This is a genomic window from Pseudomonas sp. NPDC089401, from assembly GCF_044749485.1.
GTDB lineage: Bacteria > Pseudomonadota > Gammaproteobacteria > Pseudomonadales > Pseudomonadaceae > Aquipseudomonas.
This window is the reverse complement of record NZ_JBIVIA010000002.1, coordinates 553,466-573,602: the sequence shown is the minus strand read 5'-3', so window position 1 is coordinate 573,602 and position 20,137 is coordinate 553,466. Positions and strand designations below refer to the sequence as shown.

Sequence of the window (20,137 nt, the reverse complement as noted above, 5' to 3'; positions counted from 1 at the left end):
AAGCCTCACCCCGACACCTGTGGGAGCGGGTTTACCCGCGAAGAGGCCCGTTCAGGCATACGGAAATTCATCCACAGACACAAATCCCTGTTCAGGAGCCCTGTGGAAAACCCGCCTTCAGCCCTCTTGATAAGCAGGCTTTTTTTCTGAGGACAATCTCGCCTGTGGGTAAACAGTCATTTAATCCACAGGCTAAATGACGTTATCCATAACCCTCAGGGTGGGTAAGCCACAGGGTTCAATTTCGCTGCAAGACACGTATTGAAAGGCCTATAGAACCTTATCCACAGGCAAGGCTGTGCATAAGAATAAACATAAAAACAAAGCTTTTATAAAGTTTTCTTCTTTGATTTCTGTTGTCTGCCATTCATCCACAGACTGGTCAAAATTTGCTCAGACGGTTTCTTTAGAGGGGCTGAAGTCCCTATACTTGTCCGCTTACCTTCTCTATTCGCAAAAACAGGCACGAGGTGCGTGGTGGATTTCCCTTCCCGTTTTGAAGTGATCGTCATCGGCGGCGGCCATGCCGGTACCGAGGCTGCGCTTGCGTCAGCACGCATGGGTGTGAAAACCCTGCTGTTGACCCACAACGTGGAAACCCTCGGTCACATGAGCTGCAACCCGGCCATCGGTGGCATCGGCAAGAGCCACCTGGTCAAGGAAATCGATGCGCTCGGCGGCGCCATGGCGCTGGCTACCGACAAGAGCGGCATCCAGTTCCGCATACTGAACAACCGCAAGGGCCCGGCCGTACGTGCCACCCGTGCACAGGCCGACCGCGCCATCTACAAGGCGGTGGTGCGTGAAATCCTGGAAAACCAGCCGAACCTGTGGATATTCCAGCAGTCCTGCGACGACCTGATCGTCGAGCAGGACCAGGTCAAAGGCGTGGTGACCCAGATGGGCCTGCGCTTCTTCGCCGAATCCGTGGTGCTGACCACCGGGACCTTCCTCGGTGGCCTTATCCACATCGGCCTGCAGAATCACTCCGGCGGCCGCGCCGGTGATCCACCATCGATCGCTCTGGCCCACCGCATGCGTGAACTGCCGCTGCGCGTCGGCCGCCTGAAAACCGGGACCCCGCCGCGCATCGACGGGCGGTCGGTGGATTTCTCGGTGATGACCGAACAACCGGGCGACACACCGATCCCGGTGATGTCGTTCATGGGCAATGCCGCCATGCACCCGCGCCAGGTGAGCTGCTGGATTACCCACACCAACGCGCGCACCCACGAGATCATCGCCTCGAACCTCGACCGTTCGCCGATGTACTCCGGGGTGATCGAAGGTGTCGGCCCACGCTACTGCCCGTCGATCGAAGACAAGATCCACCGCTTCGCCGACAAGGACAGCCACCAGGTGTTCATCGAGCCGGAAGGCCTGACCACCCACGAGCTGTACCCGAACGGGATTTCCACTTCGCTGCCGTTCGACGTGCAACTGGAGCTGGTGCGCTCGATCCGCGGCATGGAAAACGCCCACATCGTGCGCCCGGGCTACGCCATCGAGTACGACTACTTCGACCCGCGTGACCTCAAGTACAGCCTCGAGACCAAAGTGATCGGCGGCCTGTTCTTCGCCGGCCAGATCAACGGCACCACCGGCTACGAAGAAGCCGGCGCCCAGGGCCTGCTGGCCGGGACCAACGCCGCGCTGCGTGCCCAGGGTCGCGAAAGCTGGTGCCCGCGCCGAGACGAGGCGTACATCGGTGTGCTGGTCGACGACCTGATCACCCTGGGTACCCAGGAGCCGTACCGCATGTTCACCTCGCGCGCCGAGTACCGCCTGATCCTGCGCGAAGACAACGCCGACCTGCGCCTGACCGAGAAAGGCCGCGAGCTCGGCCTGATCGACGACGAGCGCTGGGCCGCCTTCTGCGCCAAGCGCGATGGCATCGAGCGCGAGGAGCAGCGCCTGAAGTCGACCTGGGTGCGCCCGAACACCGAGCAGGGCCAGGCCATTGTGGATAAGTTCGGCACGCCGCTGAGCCACGAATACAGCCTGCTCAACCTGCTGGCCCGCCCGGAGATCGATTACGCCGGCCTGATCGAGGCCACCGGTGGTGAAGTGATCGATCCACAGGTCGCCGAGCAGGTCGAGATCAAGACCAAGTACGCCGGTTACATCGACCGCCAGCAGGACGAGATCGCCCGCCTGCGTGCCAGCGAAGACACGCGCCTGCCTGTGGATATCGACTACACGACGATTTCCGGCCTGTCCAAGGAGATCCAGGGCAAGCTCGGCCAGACCCGTCCGGAAACCCTGGGCCAGGCTTCGCGTATCCCCGGCGTCACCCCGGCGGCGATTTCCCTGTTGCTGATTCATCTGAAAAAACGCGGCGCTGGCCGCGAATTGGAGCAAAGCGCTTGAGTTCCCTGGTCACCCCGCAACACGCCGAAGAGTTGTCCACAGGTGCGCGCCAGCTCGGTGTCGAGCTGAGCGCCGAGCAGCACGAGAAGCTGCTGGGCTACCTGGCCCTGTTGATCAAATGGAACAAGGCCTACAACCTCACCGCCGTGCGCGACCCGGACGAAATGGTCTCGCGCCACCTGCTCGACAGCCTCAGCATCATGGGCTTTATCCACAGCGCGCGTGACAATTGGCTGGACGTCGGCAGCGGCGGTGGCATGCCCGGCATTCCATTGGCTATCCTGCATCCGCACAAGCAGGTGACGGTGCTGGACGCCAATGGCAAGAAGACCCGCTTCCTGACCCAGGTGAAAATGGAGCTCAAGCTGGACAACCTGACCGTTGTCCACAGCCGGGTCGAAGCCTTCCAGCCGGTGCTACCGTTCAGCGGAATCATCTCCCGCGCCTTCAGCAGCATGGAGAACTTCACCAACTGGACCCGCCATCTGGGCGACACCGGGACGCAATGGCTTGCAATGAAGGGGCTGCATCCTGCCGATGAACTGGTAGCATTGCCCGCAGACTTCACAGTGGAAAGCGAGCAGGCCCTGACCGTTCCAGGTTGCCAGGGCCAGCGCCATCTGCTGATACTGCGCCGCAAGGCTTGATTGGGAACACACGCAACAATGGCTAAGGTATTCGCAATCGCGAACCAGAAAGGTGGTGTCGGCAAGACCACCACCTGTATCAACCTCGCAGCATCGCTGGCCGCGACCAAGCGTCGTGTGCTGCTGATCGACCTCGATCCGCAGGGCAACGCCACCATGGGCAGCGGTGTGGACAAACACGAACTCGAGCACTCGGTCTACGACCTGCTGATCGGCGAATGCGACCTTGCCCAGGCCATGCACTACTCCGAGCACGGCGGCTTCCAGCTGCTGCCGGCCAACCGCGACCTGACCGCCGCGGAAGTGGTGCTGCTGGAAATGCAGGTCAAGGAGAGCCGCCTGCGCAACGCGCTGGCGCCGATCCGCGAGAACTACGACTACATCCTCATCGACTGCCCACCGTCGCTGTCGATGCTGACGCTCAACGCCCTGGTCGCCTCCGATGGCGTGATCATCCCGATGCAGTGCGAGTACTACGCGCTGGAAGGTCTCAGCGACCTTGTGGATAACATCAAGCGCATCGCCGCCCGGCTCAACCCGGAGCTGAAGATCGAAGGCCTGCTGCGGACCATGTACGACCCGCGCCTGAGCCTGAACAACGATGTTTCGGCGCAGCTCAAGGAGCACTTCGGCGAGCAGCTGTACGACACCGTCATCCCGCGCAACATCCGCTTGGCCGAGGCGCCGAGCTTCGGCATGCCGGCGCTGGCCTACGACAAGCAATCGCGTGGCGCACTGGCCTACCTGGCCTTGGCCGGGGAACTGGTACGCCGTCAGCGTCGTCCATCGCGCACTGCACAAACAACTTAAGGAATCCGCATGGCCGTTAAGAAACGAGGTCTCGGACGTGGGTTGGATGCACTGCTCAGTGGTCCTTCCGTCAGCGCGCTCGAAGAGCAGGCTGTCAAGATCGACCGGAAAGAACTGCAACACCTGCCCGTCGAACTGATCCAGCGCGGCAAGTACCAGCCGCGTCGCGACATGGACCCCGAGGCACTCGAAGAGCTCGCGCACTCGATCCGCACCCATGGCGTGATGCAGCCGATCGTGGTCCGCCCGATCGACGGCAACCGCTACGAGATCATCGCCGGTGAGCGCCGCTGGCGCGCGACCCAGCAGGCCGGCCTCGACACCGTCCCGGCGATGGTGCGCGAAGTGCCGGACGAAGCCGCCATCGCCATGGCGCTGATCGAGAACATCCAGCGCGAGGACCTCAACCCCCTGGAGGAGGCCCTGGCCCTGCAGCGCCTGCAGCAGGAGTTCGAGCTGACCCAGCAACAGGTCGCCGATGCCGTAGGCAAGTCGCGGGTCACCGTGGCCAACCTGCTGCGTCTGATCTCGCTGCCGGAAGCGATCAAGACCATGCTCGCCCACGGCGATCTGGAAATGGGCCATGCCCGTGCTTTGCTCGGCCTGGAAGAAGATCGCCAGGAAGAAGGGGCGCGTCATGTTGTCGCACGCGGGCTTACCGTGCGCCAAACCGAGGCACTGGTGCGCCAGTGGCTCAACGGCAAGCCTGAGCCGGTCGAAGCGAGCAAACCTGATCCGGATATCGAGCGCCTTGAACAGCGGCTCGCAGAGCGCCTGGGCTCCCCGGTGCAGATACGCCATGGCAACAAGGGCAAAGGCCAGTTGGTTATCCGTTACAACTCGCTTGACGAGTTGCAAGGCGTGCTTGCTCACATCCGCTGAAACAATTCCCGTTGTAGCGCGCAGTCGGAAATCACTACCGAAGAGTTGAATAGGGGTTGATCCACCCCTATACTCTGCGCGCATTTTGTCGGCACAAATTATGCCAAGTCGATACTGACTTGTTGGTCGACTTCCGAGGAGCAGTTGTGATGGAAATCCGCACGCCAAACCGCCTGCCTTTCCATCGCTGGGCGGTTTTCCCGGTACTGCTGGCTCAATTCGTCGTACTACTGTCGGCAGCCTTGGTGTTGTGGCAGTGGAAAGGGGTGGTCAGTGGATATTCAGGCCTTTGCGGAGGTTTGATTGCCTGGCTGCCCAACGTGTATTTCGCCTGGAAGGCTTTTCGCTTCAGTGGAGCCCGGGCGGCACAGGCCATCGTCAAGTCGTTCTACGCAGGCGAGGCAGGCAAGATGATTTTGACGGCAGTGCTTTTTGCACTGACCTTCGCAGGAGTGAAGCCGCTGGCGCCGTTAGCAGTATTCGGCGTCTTCGTGTTGACCCTTTGGGTCAGCTGGTTCGCGCCCCTGCTGATGAATAAAAGACTTTCGAGACCTTAGGGCGTTTGAGGCAACCATGGCAGAAGAAACCGCTTCGGGTTATATCCAGCACCACTTGCAGAACCTGACCTATGGTCAATTACCAGACGGCAGCTGGGGCTTCGCCCATTCGGCTGCAGAAGCCAAGGCAATGGGCTTCTGGGCATTCCACGTGGACACCCTGGGCTGGTCCGTCGCGCTGGGTCTGATCTTCCTGTTCATCTTCCGCATGGCGGCCAAGAAGGCGACTTCCGGCCAGCCTGGCGGTCTGCAGAACTTCGTCGAAGTGATGGTCGATTTCGTCCATGGCAGCGTGAAGGACTCCTTCCACGGCCGTAGCCCGGTGATCGCTCCGCTGGCGCTGACCATCTTCGTCTGGGTGTTCCTGATGAACGCCGTCGACCTGGTACCGGTCGACTGGATTCCTCAGCTGGCCATCCTGATCTCCGGTGACCCGCACATTCCGTTCCGCGCCGTGTCGACCACCGACCCGAACGCGACCCTGGCCATGGCCTTCTGCGTGTTCGCCCTGATCATCTTCTACAGCATCAAGGTCAAGGGCCTGGGCGGCTTCATCGGTGAGCTGACCCTGCACCCGTTCGGCAGCAAGAACATCTTCGTGCAGATCCTGCTGATTCCGGTCAACTTCCTGCTGGAATTCGTCACCCTGATCGCCAAGCCGATCTCGCTGGCACTGCGTCTGTTCGGCAACATGTACGCCGGCGAACTGGTGTTCATCCTGATCGCCGTGATGTTCGGCTCCGGCCTGCTGTGGCTCAGCGGCCTGGGTGTGGTGCTGCAATGGGCGTGGGCCGTGTTCCACATCCTGATCATCACCCTGCAAGCTTTCATCTTCATGATGCTGACCATCGTCTACCTGTCGATGGCCCATGAAGATAACCATTAAGACCGCCTGGCGTGTCTTGTAGCCTTCCCCGCTCGTTTGGGGGGAGGGCTTTAAAAGTCCGCAAGGGCAGCTGTACCAAACGATTTGTTTTACCGCTTCAAACTAAAAACCTAACCAATACGACGTAAAAGTCGGGAGGAAAGATGGAAACTGTAGTTGGTCTGACCGCTATCGCTGTTGCTCTGCTGATCGGCCTGGGTGCTCTGGGTACCGCCATTGGTTTCGGCCTGCTGGGCGGCAAATTCCTGGAAGGCGCTGCTCGTCAACCAGAAATGGTTCCGATGCTGCAGGTCAAAATGTTCATCGTTGCCGGTCTGCTCGACGCCGTAACCATGATCGGTGTTGGTATCGCTCTGTTCTTCACCTTCGCGAATCCGTTCGTTGGTCAGATCGCCGGCTAATCACTCGTAACCACGAGTTGATGGCTGTGATGAATTAAGACCGAGCGAGGTGTTGGCGTGAACATTAATGCAACCCTGATTGGCCAATCCGTTGCCTTCCTGATTTTTGTACTCTTCTGCATGAAGTACGTATGGCCTCCGGTCATCACTGCTCTGCAAGAGCGTCAAAAGAAGATTGCCGACGGCTTGGACGCTGCCAACCGCGCAGCTCGCGACCTGGAGCTGGCCCAAGAGAAAGTGGGTCAGCAACTGCGTGAAGCTAAAGCACAGGCAGCCGAAATCATTGAGCAAAGCAAGAAACGCGCTGCTCAGCTTGTCGAGGAAGCCCGTGAACAGGCCCGCGTCGAAGCTGACCGTGTGAAGGCTCAGGCTCTGGCCGAGATCGAACAGGAACTGAACGGTGCCAAAGACGCCCTGCGTGCCCAAGTGGGTGCCCTGGCCGTTGGCGGTGCTGAAAAGATCCTTGGCGCCACAATCGATCAAAACGCGCATGCGGAGCTGGTTAACAAACTGGCCGCTGAAATTTAAGCGAGGGCGATCATGGCAGAACTGACCACGTTGGCCCGACCTTACGCTAAGGCTGCCTTTGAGCATGCCCAGGCCCATCAGCAACTGGCCAATTGGTCAGCCATGCTCGGCCTGGCTGCTGCGGTGTCGCAAGACGACACCATGCAGCGCCTGCTCAAGGCCCCGCGACTGACGAGCGCAGAAAAGGCCGCCACGTTCATTGACGTGTGCGGTGACAAGTTCAATGCACAGGCACAGAATTTCATTCATGTTGCCGCGGAAAACGACCGTCTCCTGCTCCTGCCGGAGATTGCCGCTCTGTTCGACCTGTACAAGGCCGAGCAAGAGAAATCCGTGGACGTGGAAGTCACCAGTGCCTTCGCGTTGAACCAAGAACAGCAAGACAAACTCGCCAAGGTTCTCAGTGCACGGCTAGGCCAGGAAGTGCGCCTGCACGCGTCGGAGGATGCCAGCCTGATTGGCGGCGTCGTCATCCGCGCTGGTGACCTGGTAATCGATGGCTCTGTTCGCGGCAAGATCGCGAAACTGGCCGAAGCATTGAAATCTTGAGTTTGAAGGGGCAGCAGAGCAATGCAGCAACTCAATCCTTCCGAAATTAGTGAAATCATCAAGGGCCGCATCGACAACCTCGATGTGAGCTCCCAAGCCCGTAACGAAGGTACCGTTGTTTCGGTATCCGACGGTATCGTGCGGATCCACGGTCTGGCCGACGTCATGTACGGCGAAATGATCGAGTTCCCTGGCAGCGTATTCGGCATGGCCCTGAACCTGGAGCAAGACTCCGTAGGTGCAGTGATCCTGGGTGCCTATGACACCCTCGCCGAAGGCATGAGCGCCAAGTGCACCGGCCGCATCCTGGAAGTTCCGGTTGGTAAGGAACTGCTGGGCCGCGTCGTCGACGCACTGGGCAACCCGATCGACGGCAAAGGTCCTCTGGGCAACACCCAGACCGACGCGGTCGAGAAAGTGGCTCCAGGCGTGATCTGGCGTAAGTCGGTAGACCAGCCTGTACAGACTGGCTACAAGTCCGTCGACGCCATGATCCCTGTCGGCCGTGGCCAGCGCGAGCTGATCATCGGTGACCGTCAGATCGGCAAGACCGCCATGGCCATCGACGCCATCATCAACCAGAAAGACTCCGGTATTTTCTGTGTTTATGTTGCAGTCGGCCAGAAGCGTTCCACCGTTGCCAACATCGTTCGCAAGCTGGAAGAAGCCGGCGCCCTGGCCAACACCATCGTGGTCGTTGCCAGTGCTTCGGAATCCGCCGCACTGCAGTTCCTGGCGCCATACGCCGGCTGCACCATGGGCGAGTTCTTCCGTGACCGCGGTGAAGACGCCCTGATCGTTTACGATGACCTGTCCAAGCAGGCCGTTGCCTACCGTCAGATCTCCCTGCTGCTGCGCCGTCCACCAGGACGTGAAGCGTACCCAGGCGACGTGTTCTATCTCCACTCCCGTCTGCTGGAGCGTGCATCGCGCGTTTCCGAAGAGTACGTCGAGAAGTTCACCAACGGCGCAGTCACTGGCAAGACCGGTTCCCTGACCGCCCTGCCGATCATCGAAACCCAGGCTGGCGACGTTTCCGCGTTCGTTCCGACCAACGTGATTTCCATCACCGACGGTCAGATCTTCCTGGAATCGGCCATGTTCAACTCGGGCATCCGCCCTGCAGTGAACGCCGGTGTTTCGGTATCCCGCGTAGGTGGTGCCGCTCAGACCAAGATCATCAAGAAGCTGTCCGGTGGTATTCGTACCGCACTGGCTCAGTACCGTGAACTGGCTGCATTCGCCCAGTTCGCTTCCGATCTGGACGAAGCGACCCGCAAGCAGCTGGAGCATGGTCAGCGCGTAACCGAGCTGATGAAGCAGAAGCAGTACGCGCCGATGTCCATCGCGGACATGGCCCTGTCGCTGTACGCCGCTGAGCGTGGTTTCCTGACTGACGTGGAAGTCGCCAAGGTCGGTAGCTTCGAGCAAGCACTGATCGCCTACTTCAACCGTGATCACGCCGAACTGATGGCGAAGATCAACGTGAAGGGTGACTTCAACGACGAAATCGACGCTGGCATGAAAGCCGGTATCGAGAAGTTCAAGGCCACCCAGACCTGGTAAGCCGCAGCGGGGGCTCCGGCCCCCGCTTGCTAACCTGATAGGTGATACATGGCAGGCGCAAAAGAGATTCGCAGTAAGATTGCGAGCATCAAAAGCACGCAAAAAATTACCAGCGCCATGGAGAAAGTGGCGGTCAGCAAGATGCGCAAGGCACAAATGCGCATGGCTGCTAGCCGTCCTTACGCGGAGCGTATCCGCCAGGTGATCGGTCATCTGGCCAACGCCAACCCGGAATACCGCCACCCGTTCATGATCGAGCGCCCTGTAAAGCGCGCCGGTTATATCGTGGTGAGCAGTGACCGTGGTCTGTGCGGTGGCTTGAACACCAACCTGTTCAAGGCCCTGGTCAAGGACATGAGCGCAAACCGCGAACAGGGCGTTGAAATCGACCTGTGCGTGATCGGCAGCAAGGGTGCGACTTTCTTCCGCATCTTTGGCGGCAACGTCGTAGCCGCGATCAGCCACCTGGGCGAAGAGCCATCGATCAACGATCTGATCGGCTCCGTCAAAGTGATGCTGGACGCCTACCTGGACGGCCGTATCGATCGCCTCTCGGTGGTTTCGAACAAGTTCATCAACACCATGACCCAAAAACCGACGGTAGAGCAATTGGTACCGTTGGTGGCAACCCCGGATCAGGATCTCAAGCATCACTGGGACTACCTGTACGAACCCGACGCAAAAGAGCTGCTGGACGGCTTGATGGTGCGTTACGTGGAGTCGCAGGTGTACCAGGCGGTGGTCGAGAACAACGCTGCTGAACAAGCGGCCCGGATGATCGCCATGAAGAACGCCACAGACAACGCCGGTGATTTGATCAAAGAGCTTCAGTTGATCTACAACAAGGCGCGTCAGGCTGCGATCACCCAGGAGATCTCGGAAATCGTCGGCGGCGCTGCCGCGGTTTAACGGTTCAAAAATTCAGAGGATCCAGCTATGAGTAGCGGACGTATCGTTCAAATCATCGGCGCCGTCATCGACGTGGAATTCCCACGTGACGTCGTGCCGAGTGTTTACAACGCGCTGAAAGTACAAGGCGCGGAAACCACCCTGGAAGTTCAGCAGCAGCTGGGCGACGGCGTGGTTCGTACCATTGCGATGGGCTCGACCGAAGGCCTGAAGCGTGGTCTGGATGTCGTCGACACCGGCGCTGCCATTTCCGTTCCTGTTGGTAAGGCCACCCTGGGCCGTATCATGGACGTACTGGGCAACCCGATCGACGAAGCCGGCCCGATCGGCGAAGAAGAGCGTCGCGGTATCCACCAGCCAGCGCCTTCGTTCGCTGACCAGGCAGGCGGCAACGACCTGCTGGAAACCGGCATCAAGGTTATCGACCTGGTTTGCCCGTTCGCCAAGGGTGGTAAGGTTGGTCTGTTCGGTGGTGCCGGTGTAGGCAAAACCGTAAACATGATGGAACTGATCCGTAACATCGCCATGGAACACAGCGGTTACTCCGTGTTCGCTGGTGTGGGTGAGCGTACTCGTGAGGGTAACGACTTCTACCACGAGATGAAGGACTCCAACGTTCTCGACAAGGTAGCGCTGGTCTACGGTCAGATGAACGAGCCACCAGGAAACCGTCTGCGCGTAGCGCTGACCGGCCTGACCATGGCCGAGAAGTTCCGTGACGAAGGTAACGACGTTCTGCTGTTCGTCGACAACATCTATCGTTACACCCTGGCCGGTACCGAAGTATCCGCACTGCTGGGCCGTATGCCTTCGGCAGTAGGTTACCAGCCGACCCTGGCCGAAGAGATGGGCGTGCTGCAAGAGCGCATCACTTCGACCAAAGAAGGTTCGATCACCTCCGTACAGGCCGTATACGTACCTGCGGACGACCTGACCGACCCGTCGCCAGCGACCACCTTCGCCCACTTGGACGCCACCGTCGTTCTGTCCCGTGACATCGCCTCCCTGGGTATCTACCCAGCGGTCGACCCACTGGACTCGACTTCGCGCCAGCTGGACCCGAACGTGATCGGCAACGAGCACTACGACACCGCGCGTGGCGTTCAGTATGTTCTGCAGCGCTACAAAGAGCTGAAGGACATCATCGCGATCCTGGGTATGGACGAACTGTCCGAGACCGACAAGCAACTGGTAGCCCGCGCTCGTAAGATCCAGCGCTTCCTGTCGCAGCCGTTCTTCGTGGCCGAAGTCTTCACCGGTTCGCCAGGCAAGTACGTTTCCCTGAAAGACACCATCGCTGGCTTCAGCGGCATCCTCAAAGGTGACTACGACCACCTGCCAGAACAAGCGTTCTACATGGTCGGCAGCATCGACGAAGCGATCGAGAAAGCCAAGAAACTGTAATCCCGGCGCCCCGCAAGGGGCGCTAATCAGGTTGAGGCAAGCAGATGGCTATGACAGTCCATTGCGATATCGTCAGCGCGGAAGGAGAAATCTTCTCCGGCCTGGTCGAGATGGTAGTAGCGCACGGCAACCTGGGCGATCTGGGTATCGCTCCAGGCCACGCGCCGCTGATCACCAATCTCAAGCCGGGTCCGATCACGCTGACCAAGCAGGGTGGCGCTCAAGAGGTGTTCTACATCTCCGGTGGCTTCCTCGAAGTGCAGCCGAACATGGTCAAGGTTCTTGCCGACACCGTGCAGCGTGCTGCCGACCTGGACGAAGCTCAAGCTCAGGAAGCCCTCAAGGCTGCCGAGAACGCGCTGAACACCAAAGGCTCGGACTTCGACTACGGCGCTGCTGCCGCACGTCTGGCCGAGGCCGCAGCTCAGTTGCGTACCGTCCAGCAAATGCGCAGAGGCAAGTAATTCGGCCCTGGCCGATCACCTGCGTTGCGATTGAGTTAAAGGGTAGCCTCGGCTACCCTTTTTCTTTTTCAGCATTCCCCCTCTTCGGTCATCCCTGACCGCCCAGGATTGGTAGCCAGTCAATGTCCCTCGATATCGTCATTCTCGCCGCAGGCCAAGGCACCCGCATGCGTTCCGCGCTGCCCAAGGTACTGCACCCGGTGGCCGGCAACTCCATGCTTGGCCATGTCATCCACAGCGCCCGTCAGCTGCAGCCGCAAGGCATTCACGTGGTGATAGGCCATGGTGCGGAGCTGGTGCGCGAGCGCCTGGCGGCCGATGACCTGAACTTCGTCATGCAGGACCAGCAGCTGGGCACTGGCCACGCCGTGGCCCAGGCGCTGCCGGCGATTACCGCCGACACCGTGCTGGTGCTGTATGGCGATGTACCGCTGATCGAAGTGCAGACCCTGCAGCGCCTGCTGGCCAAGGTCAGCGACCAGCAACTGGGCCTGCTCACCGTGACCTTGCAGGACCCGACCGGCTACGGTCGCATCGTGCGCGATGCCGATGGCAAGGTGACCGCCATCGTCGAGCACAAGGACGCCAGCGAAGCGCAGAAGGCGATCCAGGAAGGCAATACCGGCATCCTCGCGCTGCCGGCCGCGCGCCTGGCCGACTGGATGGGCCGCCTGTCGAACAATAACGCCCAGGGCGAGTACTACCTGACCGACGTGATCGCCATGGCCGTGGCCGACGGCCTGGTGGTGGCCACCGAGCAGCCCCACGACCCGATGGAAGTGCAGGGCGCCAACGACCGCCGCCAGCTGTCCGAACTGGAGCGTCACTACCAGTTGCGCGAAGGCCGCCGCCTGATGGCCCAGGGCGTGACCCTGCGCGACCCGGCACGCTTCGATGTACGTGGCGAAGTGACCGTTGGTCGGGATGTACTGATCGACGTCAACGTGATTCTCGAAGGCAAGGTGGTCATCGAGGACGACGTGCAGATCGGCCCGAACTGCGTGATCAAGAACAGTACCCTGCGCAAGGGCGTGGTGGTCAAGGCCAACAGCCACCTGGAAGGCGCGGTGATGGGCGAGGGCAGCGATGCCGGCCCGTTCGCCCGCTTGCGCCCGGGCAGCGTGCTCGATGCCAAGGCCCATGTGGGTAACTTCGTCGAACTGAAGAACGCGCACCTGGGTGAAGGCGCCAAGGCCGGTCACTTGAGCTACCTGGGCGATGCCGAGGTCGGCGCGCGCACCAACATCGGCGCCGGCACCATCACCTGCAACTATGATGGCGCCAACAAGTTCAAGACCGTGATGGGCGAGGACGTGTTCATCGGCTCCAACAACTCGCTGGTGGCGCCTGTGGAAATCAAGGCCGGGGCGACCACCGCGGCGGGTTCGACCATCACCCAGGCCGTCGAGGCCGGTGACCTTGCGGTGGCGCGCGCGCGCCAGCGCAACATCGCCGGCTGGAAGCGCCCGGAGAAGATCAAGAAGAGCTGAGTTATACACAAGCAGCTTCGATCGAAAGCCGAGTTATGTGAATAACTCGGCTTTTTTATGCCCGCTGCATACTCCTGTGGGAGCGGGTTCACCCGCGAAGAATTCACCGCGGAGGATGGCACCGGCTATGCCGGTGTTCGCGGGTAAACCCGCTCCTACAAAGAACCATGCATCTTCAGAGTTATGCACAGCTTGACGAATCGCCCATCTTAGGTTTTGATTGCAACCATTATCTTTCGAATCGAAACTTAAACGCCCATGTCGAAACGAAACACCCCCCAGCGTCGCCACAACATCCTGGCCCTGCTCAGCGAGCAAGGCGAGGTGAGCGTCGACGCCCTGGCCAAGCGTTTCGAAACCTCGGAAGTGACCATTCGCAAGGACCTCGCTGCCCTCGAGGCCACCGGCCTGCTGCTGCGTCGCTATGGCGGCGCGGTGCCGGTACCGCAGGAAATGCTCGTCGAAACCGCGCAACCGGTCTCCGCCTACAAGAAGGCCATCGCTCGTGCCGCAGTGGGCCGAGTACGCGAACACGCCCGGATCATCATCGACAGTGGCAGCACCACTGCCGCCATGATCCCGGAGCTGGGTCGCCAGCCCGGCCTGGTGGTGATGACCAACTCGCTCAACGTGGCCCGCGCCATCAGCGAACTCGAGCACGAGCCGGTGCTGCTGATGACCGGCGGCACCTGGGACCCGCACTCCGAGTCCTTCCAGGGCCAGGTCGCCGAGCAGGTACTACGCTCATACGATTTCGACCAGCTGTTCATCGGCGCCGACGGCATCGACCTCGAACGCGGTACCACCACCTTCAACGAACTGCTCGGCCTGAGCCGGGTCATGGCCGAGGTGGCCCGTGAGGTGATCGTGATGGTCGAGTCCGACAAGGTCGGGCGCAAGATCCCCAACCTCGAGCTGCCCTGGGGCAGTGTGCACACCCTTATTACAGACGACCGCCTGCCCGCAGCGGCACGCGAACAGATTCAAGCCCGCGGCATCAACCTGATCTGCGCCGCGATCAGCCAGGAGCAATAACCATGTGTGGAATCGTTGGTGCCGTAGCCGAGCGCAACATCACAGCCATTCTCATCGAAGGCCTCAAGCGTCTTGAATATCGCGGGTACGACAGCGCCGGCCTGGCCGTCTACACCCAGCAGGGCGAACTGCAGCGCCGCCGTCGCATCGGCAAGGTCGCCGAGCTGGAAGCCGCCGTTGCTGCCGAACCGCTGAACGGCCAGCTGGGCATTGCCCACACCCGCTGGGCTACCCACGGCGCGCCGACCGAAGGCAACGCCCACCCGCATTTCTCCGGCAGCGAAGTGGCGGTGGTGCACAACGGCATCATCGAGAACCACGAAGAACTGCGTGAAGAGCTCAAGGGCCTGGGTTACGTGTTTGCCTCGCAGACCGACACCGAAGTCATCGTGCACCTGATCCACCACACCCTGAAGACCATCCCGGACCTGGCTGACGCGCTGAAGTCCACGATCAAGCGCCTGCACGGTGCCTACGGCCTGGCGCTGATCAGCAGCAAACAGCCGGACCGCCTGGTTGCCGCCCGCAGCGGCAGCCCGCTGGTGATCGGCCTTGGCCACGGCGAGAACTTCCTCGCCTCCGACCAGCTGGCCCTGCGCCAGGTCACCGACCGTTTCATGTACCTGGAGGAGGGCGACATCGCCGAGATCCGCCGCGACCAGGTGAAGGTCTGGGACCAGGCCGGCCAGCCGGTGGTGCGCGAAACCGTGCAGTACCACGAAGGCGCCGAAGCGGCCGACAAGGGCGCCTACCGCCACTTCATGCTCAAGGAAATCCACGAGCAGCCAGCCGTGGTCCAGCGCACCCTGGAAGGTCGCCTGGGCAAGGACCATGTCATGGTCCAGGCCTTCGGCCCACAGGCCGCCGAGCTGTTCGCCAAGGTGCGCAACGTGCAGATCGTTGCCTGCGGTACCAGCTACCACGCCGGCATGGTTGCCCGGTACTGGCTGGAAAGCCTGGCCGGCATCCCGTGCCAGGTCGAAGTGGCCAGCGAATTCCGCTACCGCAAGGTGGTGGTGCAGCCGGATACCCTGTTCGTCTCGATCTCCCAGTCCGGCGAAACCGCCGACACCCTGGCCGCCCTGCGCAACGCCAAGGAACTGGGCTTCCTCGGCAGCCTGGCGATCTGCAACGTCGGCATCAGCTCGCTGGTGCGTGAATCCGACCTGACCCTGCTGACCCTGGCCGGCCCGGAAATCGGCGTGGCCTCGACCAAGGCCTTCACCACCCAGCTGGTCTCGCTGATGCTGCTGACCCTGGCCCTGGGCCAGGTACGCGGCACCCTGGAGGCTGGCGTGGAAGCCAACCTGGTGGAAGAACTGCGCCGCCTGCCGGCCCGCCTGGGCGAAGCCCTGGCCATGGACAGCACTGTGGAGAAAACCGCCGAGCTGTTCGCCGACAAGCACCACACCCTGTTCCTCGGCCGCGGCGCGCAATACCCGGTGGCCATGGAAGGTGCGCTCAAGCTCAAGGAAATCTCCTACATCCACGCCGAAGCCTACCCGGCCGGCGAGCTCAAGCACGGCCCGCTGGCCCTGGTGGACAGCGACATGCCAGTGGTGACCGTGGCGCCGAACAACGAACTGCTGGAGAAGCTCAAGTCCAACCTGCAGGAAGTGCGCGCGCGCGGTGGTGAGCTGGTGGTGTTTGCCGACCAGAACGCCGGCATGAGCAACGGCGAAGGTACCCACGTGATCAAGGTGCCGCACATCGCCGACGAGCTGGCGCCGATTCTCTACACCATTCCACTGCAGCTGCTGTCGTACTACGTGGCAGTGCTGAAGGGGACTGACGTGGACCAGCCGCGGAACCTGGCGAAGTCGGTGACGGTGGAATAAGCACTTTTAGCATTCGCGAGATGCAAAAAGCCCCGGCCAGGTGCCGGGGCTTTCTCATTGTCGTAGTCCGAAAATTATCAAGCAGCCTTCAGTACCGCCTTCCCACTAGCCCGCGCTTTGATGTTCGCCAGCAGGGCATCAACACTCAACGCACCCCCACCAAAGGCTGCGATCTGCAACAGCCCGCCGGCAATCGAGATGTTCTTGAAGAAGTTGATGAACTGCCCCTGGTCCGCCAGGTTGTTGTGGAAGGCGAAGGCGGCCATGGCGGTGAACAGCGCCATCACCACAGCGACGATGCGCGTTTGAAAGCCGATGATCAGCAGCGCTGCGAGGCCGAGTTCGACGCCCAGTGCGGCCAGGTAGCTCAGCAGCGGAAACGGCAGGCCGGCCGATTCGATGTAGGCGATGGTACCTTCCGGCGAGGCCAGCTTGCTGAAGCCACTCAGCAGGAAGAGGGTGGCCAGCAGAACGCGGCCGACGACTGCAGTTGTGTCTTTCAGAGTGTTCATGGTGTAGCTCCTGATTATCGAGTTCTGGGTCAGTCACCGCGCTGTGCCGTTGGCGATGTCTGCGGTATGGAGGCCATTCTGAAGCCCGGACCAAACCAAGACAATCCGCTCTGCGCGTGAATAATTGTTCCGAAATTCGGGACAATTCACGCAACAGGCCAATCCTCGATAACGCCCTGGCTGCCGAGCCTGAACGCCAATCAAGGGCTCAGTGATCGCAACCGCGCATCAATTAATGAAAAATGAACGATTATCCCCAGCGCCCGTTTCGCCGATCATTCCGGAAATAAGCACTTACAATTATTAAGAAACGCTGGAGATCCACCATGAGCCTGCCGTCCCACTCGGTGTCCCAGGGCAAATCCAAAGCCAGTATGGTCTTTCGGGTCACGTCCGGGAATTTCCTCGAACAGTTCGACTTCTTCCTGTTCGGCTTCTACGCCACGCACATCGCGGCGGCCTTCTTCCCCGCCTCCAATGAATTCGCCTCGTTGATGATGACCTTCGCCGTGTTCGGCGCAGGCTTCCTCATGCGCCCGCTGGGTGCGGTGATCCTCGGTGCGTACATCGATGACGTGGGCCGTCGCAAAGGGCTGATCGTTACCCTGGGCATCATGGCCAGCGGCACCTTGCTCATCGTCCTGGTGCCTGGCTATGCCAGCATCGGCTTGCTGGCGCCGGCGCTGGTGCTGATCGGGCGCCTGTTGCAGGGCTTCTCGGCGGGTGCCGAGCTGGGTGGTGTATCGGTGTACCTGGCCGAGATGGCCACGCCGGGGCACAAGGGCTTCTATGCCAGCTGGCAGTCCGCCAGCCAGCAGGTGGCGATCGTCGTCGCTGCCGCGCTGGGCTTCGCCCTCAACGAGTGGCTGACGGCCGCCGAGATTTCCCAGTGGGGCTGGCGCATACCGTTCGGCGTCGGCTGCATGATCATCCCGATGATCTTCCTGCTGCGTCGCAACCTGCAGGAGACCGAAGAGTTCGCCGCGCGCGCCCATCGCCCGACCATGAAGCAGGTGCTGGCAACGCTGGCCGCCAACTACGGTGTGGTGCTGTTCGGCATGCTGATGGTGGCGATGACCACCACCGCCTTCTACATGATCACCGTATACGCCCCGACCTTCGGCAAGACCGTGCTGCAACTGAGCACTGGCGACGCGCTGCTGGTGACCTTGCTGGTGGCGGTGTCGAACTTCATCTGGTTGCCGATCGGCGGCACCCTCAGCGATCGTATCGGGCGCAAGCCGCTGCTGCTGGCGATGTCGCTGATGACCGTGATCACCGCCTACCCGGCGCTGACCTACCTGGCCCAGGCGCCGACCTTCGGCCACATGCTCGAAACGCTGCTGTGGTTCTCGTTCCTGTATGGCATGTACAACGGCGCGATGATCCCGGCGCTGACCGAAATCATGCCGGTGGAAGTGCGCGTGGCCGGTTTCTCCCTGGCCTACAGCCTGGCGACCGCGCTGTTCGGCGGCTTCACCCCGGCCATCTCGACCTGGATGATCCACGAGACCGGCGACAAGGCTGCCCCGGCCTACTGGCTGATGTTTGCCGCGCTCTGTGCGTTCGTCGCCACCTGGATGCTCTATCGCCGCCTGGCCCAGCGTGCGGCGGTGACCGTATGAAGGCCTCGTTGAAAGCGTTGCTGGCAGCCGCCCTGGTTGCCGGTTGCGGCCTGGCCCAGGCCGCCGAACTGACAGTGATGACCTCGGGCGGCTTCACCGCCGCCTACAAGAAGCTCGGCCCGCAGTACGCGCAGCAGAGCGGGGACACCCTGGTGACCGTGCTCGGCCCGTCCATGGGCAAGGCGCCCGAGGCGATTCCAAACCGCCTGGCGCGCGGCGAGCACGCCGACGTGGTGATCATGGTCGGCTACGCCCTGGATGAGTTGATCCGCCAGGGCAAGGTCGACCCGGCCTCGCGGGTCGAGCTGGCGGACTCGCGCATCGGCATGGTGGTCAAGGAAGGGCAGGCCAAGCCTGCCATCGGCACCGCCGACGAGCTGAAGCAGACCTTGCTGGCGGCCAGGTCGGTGGCCTACTCGGACAGCGCCAGCGGCGTGTACATCGAGAAGGAGCTGTACAAGAAACTGGGCATCCAGGCGCAACTGGTGGGCAAGAGCACCATGGTCGAGTGTATTCCGGTGGCCTCCCAGGTGGCCAAGGGCACTTACCAGCTTGGCTTCCAGCAAGTCGCCGAGCTGCTGCCGGAAGCGGGTGTCACCTATGTAGGCAAGATCCCGGAAAGCCTGCAGTCGGTGACGCGCTTCGCCGCCGGCATTCCGAAGGCCGCCGAGCATCCCGCCGAAGCGAAGCAACTGCTGCAGTACCTGGCTTCGCCTGCGGTGCAACCCGCCGTGCAAGCCACCGGCCTGGATTCAGTCGCCCGGTAATACACCGGGCAGTTCGCGAATCAACCGCTCCATCTCGAGTGCCGCCGGTGTCAGCGTGCGGCCGCGGCGCTTGAGCAGCCCCATCTTGCGAGTGACCTCCGGCTCGACCAGCGCAATGCTGGCGAGTATCGGATGGGGCGTCATGGGCAGGGCGATCGAGGGCACTGCGGCAATCCCAAGGCCCGCCTCGATCAGGCCCAGCAGCGTGGTCACGTGGCGCGCCTCGCAGACACTCTCCTTCTCTACCCGCATCCCGCTCAGCGCCCGGTCCAGCACCAGGCGGTTGCCCGACGACTTGCCCAGGGAGATGTAGTCGTGCTCGTAGGCCTGTGCCCAGGTCACCTGGTCCAGTTCCGCCAGGGGGTGGTCGCGGCGGCAGGCGATCACGTAGCGCTCTTCCAGCAGCACGCTGAAGTCGATTTCCGGGGCAAGGTTGCCGGTGAAGCTCAGGCCGAAGTCGGCTTCGCCGGAGGCCACGGCGGCACTGACGTCATTGGCGGAAGCGTCGTACAGGTTGATGCGTACCTTCGGATACTGGGCATGGAAAGCGCGGATCGCGTGGGGCATGAAGTAGTAGGCCGCCGAGGGCACGCAGGCGATGGTCAGGGTGCCGGTGCGCAACGAGTTGCCGTCGCCGACGCTGAGCAGGGCCAGGTCGAGGTCGTCGAGCAGGCGCTCGACCTGGGGCAGGAAGGCGCGTCCGACATTGGTCAGCGAGACCTTGCGGGTGGTGCGTTCGAGCAGCTTCACCCCTAGTGCCGACTCGAGTTTTTCGATGCGCCGGCTCAACGCCGACTGGGTGATGCGGATGGTGTCGGCGGCGCGGCGGAAGCTGCCTTGCTCGACCACCGCGCGAAAAGCCTGCAGGTCGTTCAGATCGAAGTTGATGCTCACCCG

20 protein-coding genes are annotated in these 20,137 nt (G+C 61.5%); 18 read left to right on the top strand and 2 right to left on the bottom strand.

What is annotated here, in order from left to right:
* Nucleotides 1-477 precede the first annotated feature (477 nt).
* From mnmG to glmS, 16 genes are all read left to right on the top strand, one after another.
* Nucleotides 478-2,370, top strand: coding sequence for a tRNA uridine-5-carboxymethylaminomethyl(34) synthesis enzyme MnmG (gene mnmG / locus ACIP21_RS06800; RefSeq protein WP_400685482.1), 1,893 nt, complete (start codon nt 478-480; stop codon nt 2,368-2,370).
* Nucleotides 2,367-3,017: a 16S rRNA (guanine(527)-N(7))-methyltransferase RsmG gene (gene rsmG / locus ACIP21_RS06795; RefSeq protein WP_400685479.1), complete on the top strand. Its 651-nt coding sequence runs from the start codon at nt 2,367-2,369 to the stop codon at nt 3,015-3,017. Before mnmG ends, rsmG begins: the two co-directional genes overlap by 4 nt.
* Nucleotides 3,018-3,035: 18 nt before the next feature.
* On the top strand, nt 3,036-3,827 hold the full coding sequence (locus tag ACIP21_RS06790; RefSeq protein WP_400685476.1) for a ParA family protein: 792 nt from the start codon (nt 3,036-3,038) through the stop codon (nt 3,825-3,827).
* Nucleotides 3,828-3,836: 9 nt separating this feature from the next.
* Nucleotides 3,837-4,709 carry a ParB/RepB/Spo0J family partition protein gene (locus tag ACIP21_RS06785; RefSeq protein WP_400685473.1) on the top strand — a complete coding sequence of 291 codons (873 nt, stop codon included), beginning with the start codon at nt 3,837-3,839 and terminating at the stop codon, nt 4,707-4,709.
* Between the two features lie 149 nt (nt 4,710-4,858).
* Nucleotides 4,859-5,266: a F0F1 ATP synthase subunit I gene (locus tag ACIP21_RS06780; RefSeq protein WP_400685470.1), complete on the top strand. Its 408-nt coding sequence runs from the start codon at nt 4,859-4,861 to the stop codon at nt 5,264-5,266.
* 16 nt (nt 5,267-5,282) lie between these two features.
* The gene (atpB, locus tag ACIP21_RS06775; protein WP_167063655.1) at nt 5,283-6,152 is read left to right on the top strand and encodes a F0F1 ATP synthase subunit A; all 870 of its coding nucleotides are present in this window, start codon (nt 5,283-5,285) and stop codon (nt 6,150-6,152) included.
* Nucleotides 6,153-6,295: 143 nt separating this feature from the next.
* On the top strand, nt 6,296-6,553 hold the full coding sequence (gene atpE, locus ACIP21_RS06770; RefSeq protein WP_003097235.1) for a F0F1 ATP synthase subunit C: 258 nt from the start codon (nt 6,296-6,298) through the stop codon (nt 6,551-6,553).
* A gap of 57 nt (nt 6,554-6,610) precedes the next feature.
* The gene (locus tag ACIP21_RS06765) at nt 6,611-7,081 is read left to right on the top strand and encodes a F0F1 ATP synthase subunit B (protein WP_400685467.1); all 471 of its coding nucleotides are present in this window, start codon (nt 6,611-6,613) and stop codon (nt 7,079-7,081) included.
* A 12-nt stretch (nt 7,082-7,093) separates the two neighbouring features.
* Nucleotides 7,094-7,630, top strand: coding sequence for a F0F1 ATP synthase subunit delta (locus ACIP21_RS06760; RefSeq protein WP_003253191.1), 537 nt, complete (start codon nt 7,094-7,096; stop codon nt 7,628-7,630).
* 21 nt (nt 7,631-7,651) lie between these two features.
* Entirely contained in the window at nt 7,652-9,196 is a 1,545-nt protein-coding gene (atpA, locus tag ACIP21_RS06755) for a F0F1 ATP synthase subunit alpha (RefSeq protein ID WP_322365877.1), read from the top strand.
* A 48-nt stretch (nt 9,197-9,244) separates the two neighbouring features.
* A complete protein-coding gene (gene atpG, locus ACIP21_RS06750) occupies nt 9,245-10,105 on the top strand; it encodes a F0F1 ATP synthase subunit gamma (RefSeq protein WP_003253195.1) in 861 nt (286 codons plus the stop codon).
* 27 nt (nt 10,106-10,132) lie between these two features.
* Nucleotides 10,133-11,509 (top strand): F0F1 ATP synthase subunit beta, encoded by a 1,377-nt coding sequence (gene atpD, locus ACIP21_RS06745; protein ID WP_016489910.1) that lies wholly within the window; start codon nt 10,133-10,135, stop codon nt 11,507-11,509.
* 44 nt (nt 11,510-11,553) lie between these two features.
* A complete protein-coding gene (locus ACIP21_RS06740) occupies nt 11,554-11,973 on the top strand; it encodes a F0F1 ATP synthase subunit epsilon (protein WP_400685462.1) in 420 nt (139 codons plus the stop codon).
* 122 nt (nt 11,974-12,095) lie between these two features.
* Nucleotides 12,096-13,463, top strand: coding sequence for a bifunctional UDP-N-acetylglucosamine diphosphorylase/glucosamine-1-phosphate N-acetyltransferase GlmU (glmU, locus tag ACIP21_RS06735; RefSeq protein ID WP_400685459.1), 1,368 nt, complete (start codon nt 12,096-12,098; stop codon nt 13,461-13,463).
* Between the two features lie 258 nt (nt 13,464-13,721).
* Nucleotides 13,722-14,498 carry a DeoR/GlpR family DNA-binding transcription regulator gene (locus tag ACIP21_RS06730; RefSeq protein ID WP_400685456.1) on the top strand — a complete coding sequence of 259 codons (777 nt, stop codon included), beginning with the start codon at nt 13,722-13,724 and terminating at the stop codon, nt 14,496-14,498.
* A 2-nt stretch (nt 14,499-14,500) separates the two neighbouring features.
* Nucleotides 14,501-16,336, top strand: coding sequence for a glutamine--fructose-6-phosphate transaminase (isomerizing) (gene glmS, locus ACIP21_RS06725; protein ID WP_400685453.1), 1,836 nt, complete (start codon nt 14,501-14,503; stop codon nt 16,334-16,336).
* Nucleotides 16,337-16,413: 77 nt separating this feature from the next.
* On the opposite strand, the gene ACIP21_RS06720 is transcribed toward glmS, so the two are convergent.
* Nucleotides 16,414-16,848, bottom strand: coding sequence for a DoxX family protein (locus tag ACIP21_RS06720; RefSeq protein ID WP_400685450.1), 435 nt, complete (start codon nt 16,846-16,848; stop codon nt 16,414-16,416).
* Nucleotides 16,849-17,174: 326 nt separating this feature from the next.
* Between ACIP21_RS06720 and ACIP21_RS06715 the strand changes: the two genes are divergently transcribed.
* Together ACIP21_RS06715 and ACIP21_RS06710 are read left to right on the top strand one after the other, a co-directional pair.
* Entirely contained in the window at nt 17,175-18,473 is a 1,299-nt protein-coding gene (locus tag ACIP21_RS06715; protein ID WP_400685447.1) for an MFS transporter, read from the top strand.
* Nucleotides 18,470-19,240, top strand: a complete 771-nt coding sequence (locus ACIP21_RS06710; protein WP_400685444.1) for a substrate-binding domain-containing protein — start codon at nt 18,470-18,472, stop codon at nt 19,238-19,240. Before ACIP21_RS06715 ends, ACIP21_RS06710 begins: the two co-directional genes overlap by 4 nt.
* Here ACIP21_RS06710 and ACIP21_RS06705 read toward each other — a convergent pair.
* Nucleotides 19,226-20,134, bottom strand: coding sequence for a LysR family transcriptional regulator (locus ACIP21_RS06705; protein ID WP_400685441.1), 909 nt, complete (start codon nt 20,132-20,134; stop codon nt 19,226-19,228). The genes ACIP21_RS06710 and ACIP21_RS06705 overlap by 15 nt on opposite strands.
* Nucleotides 20,135-20,137: the final 3 nt, after the last annotated feature.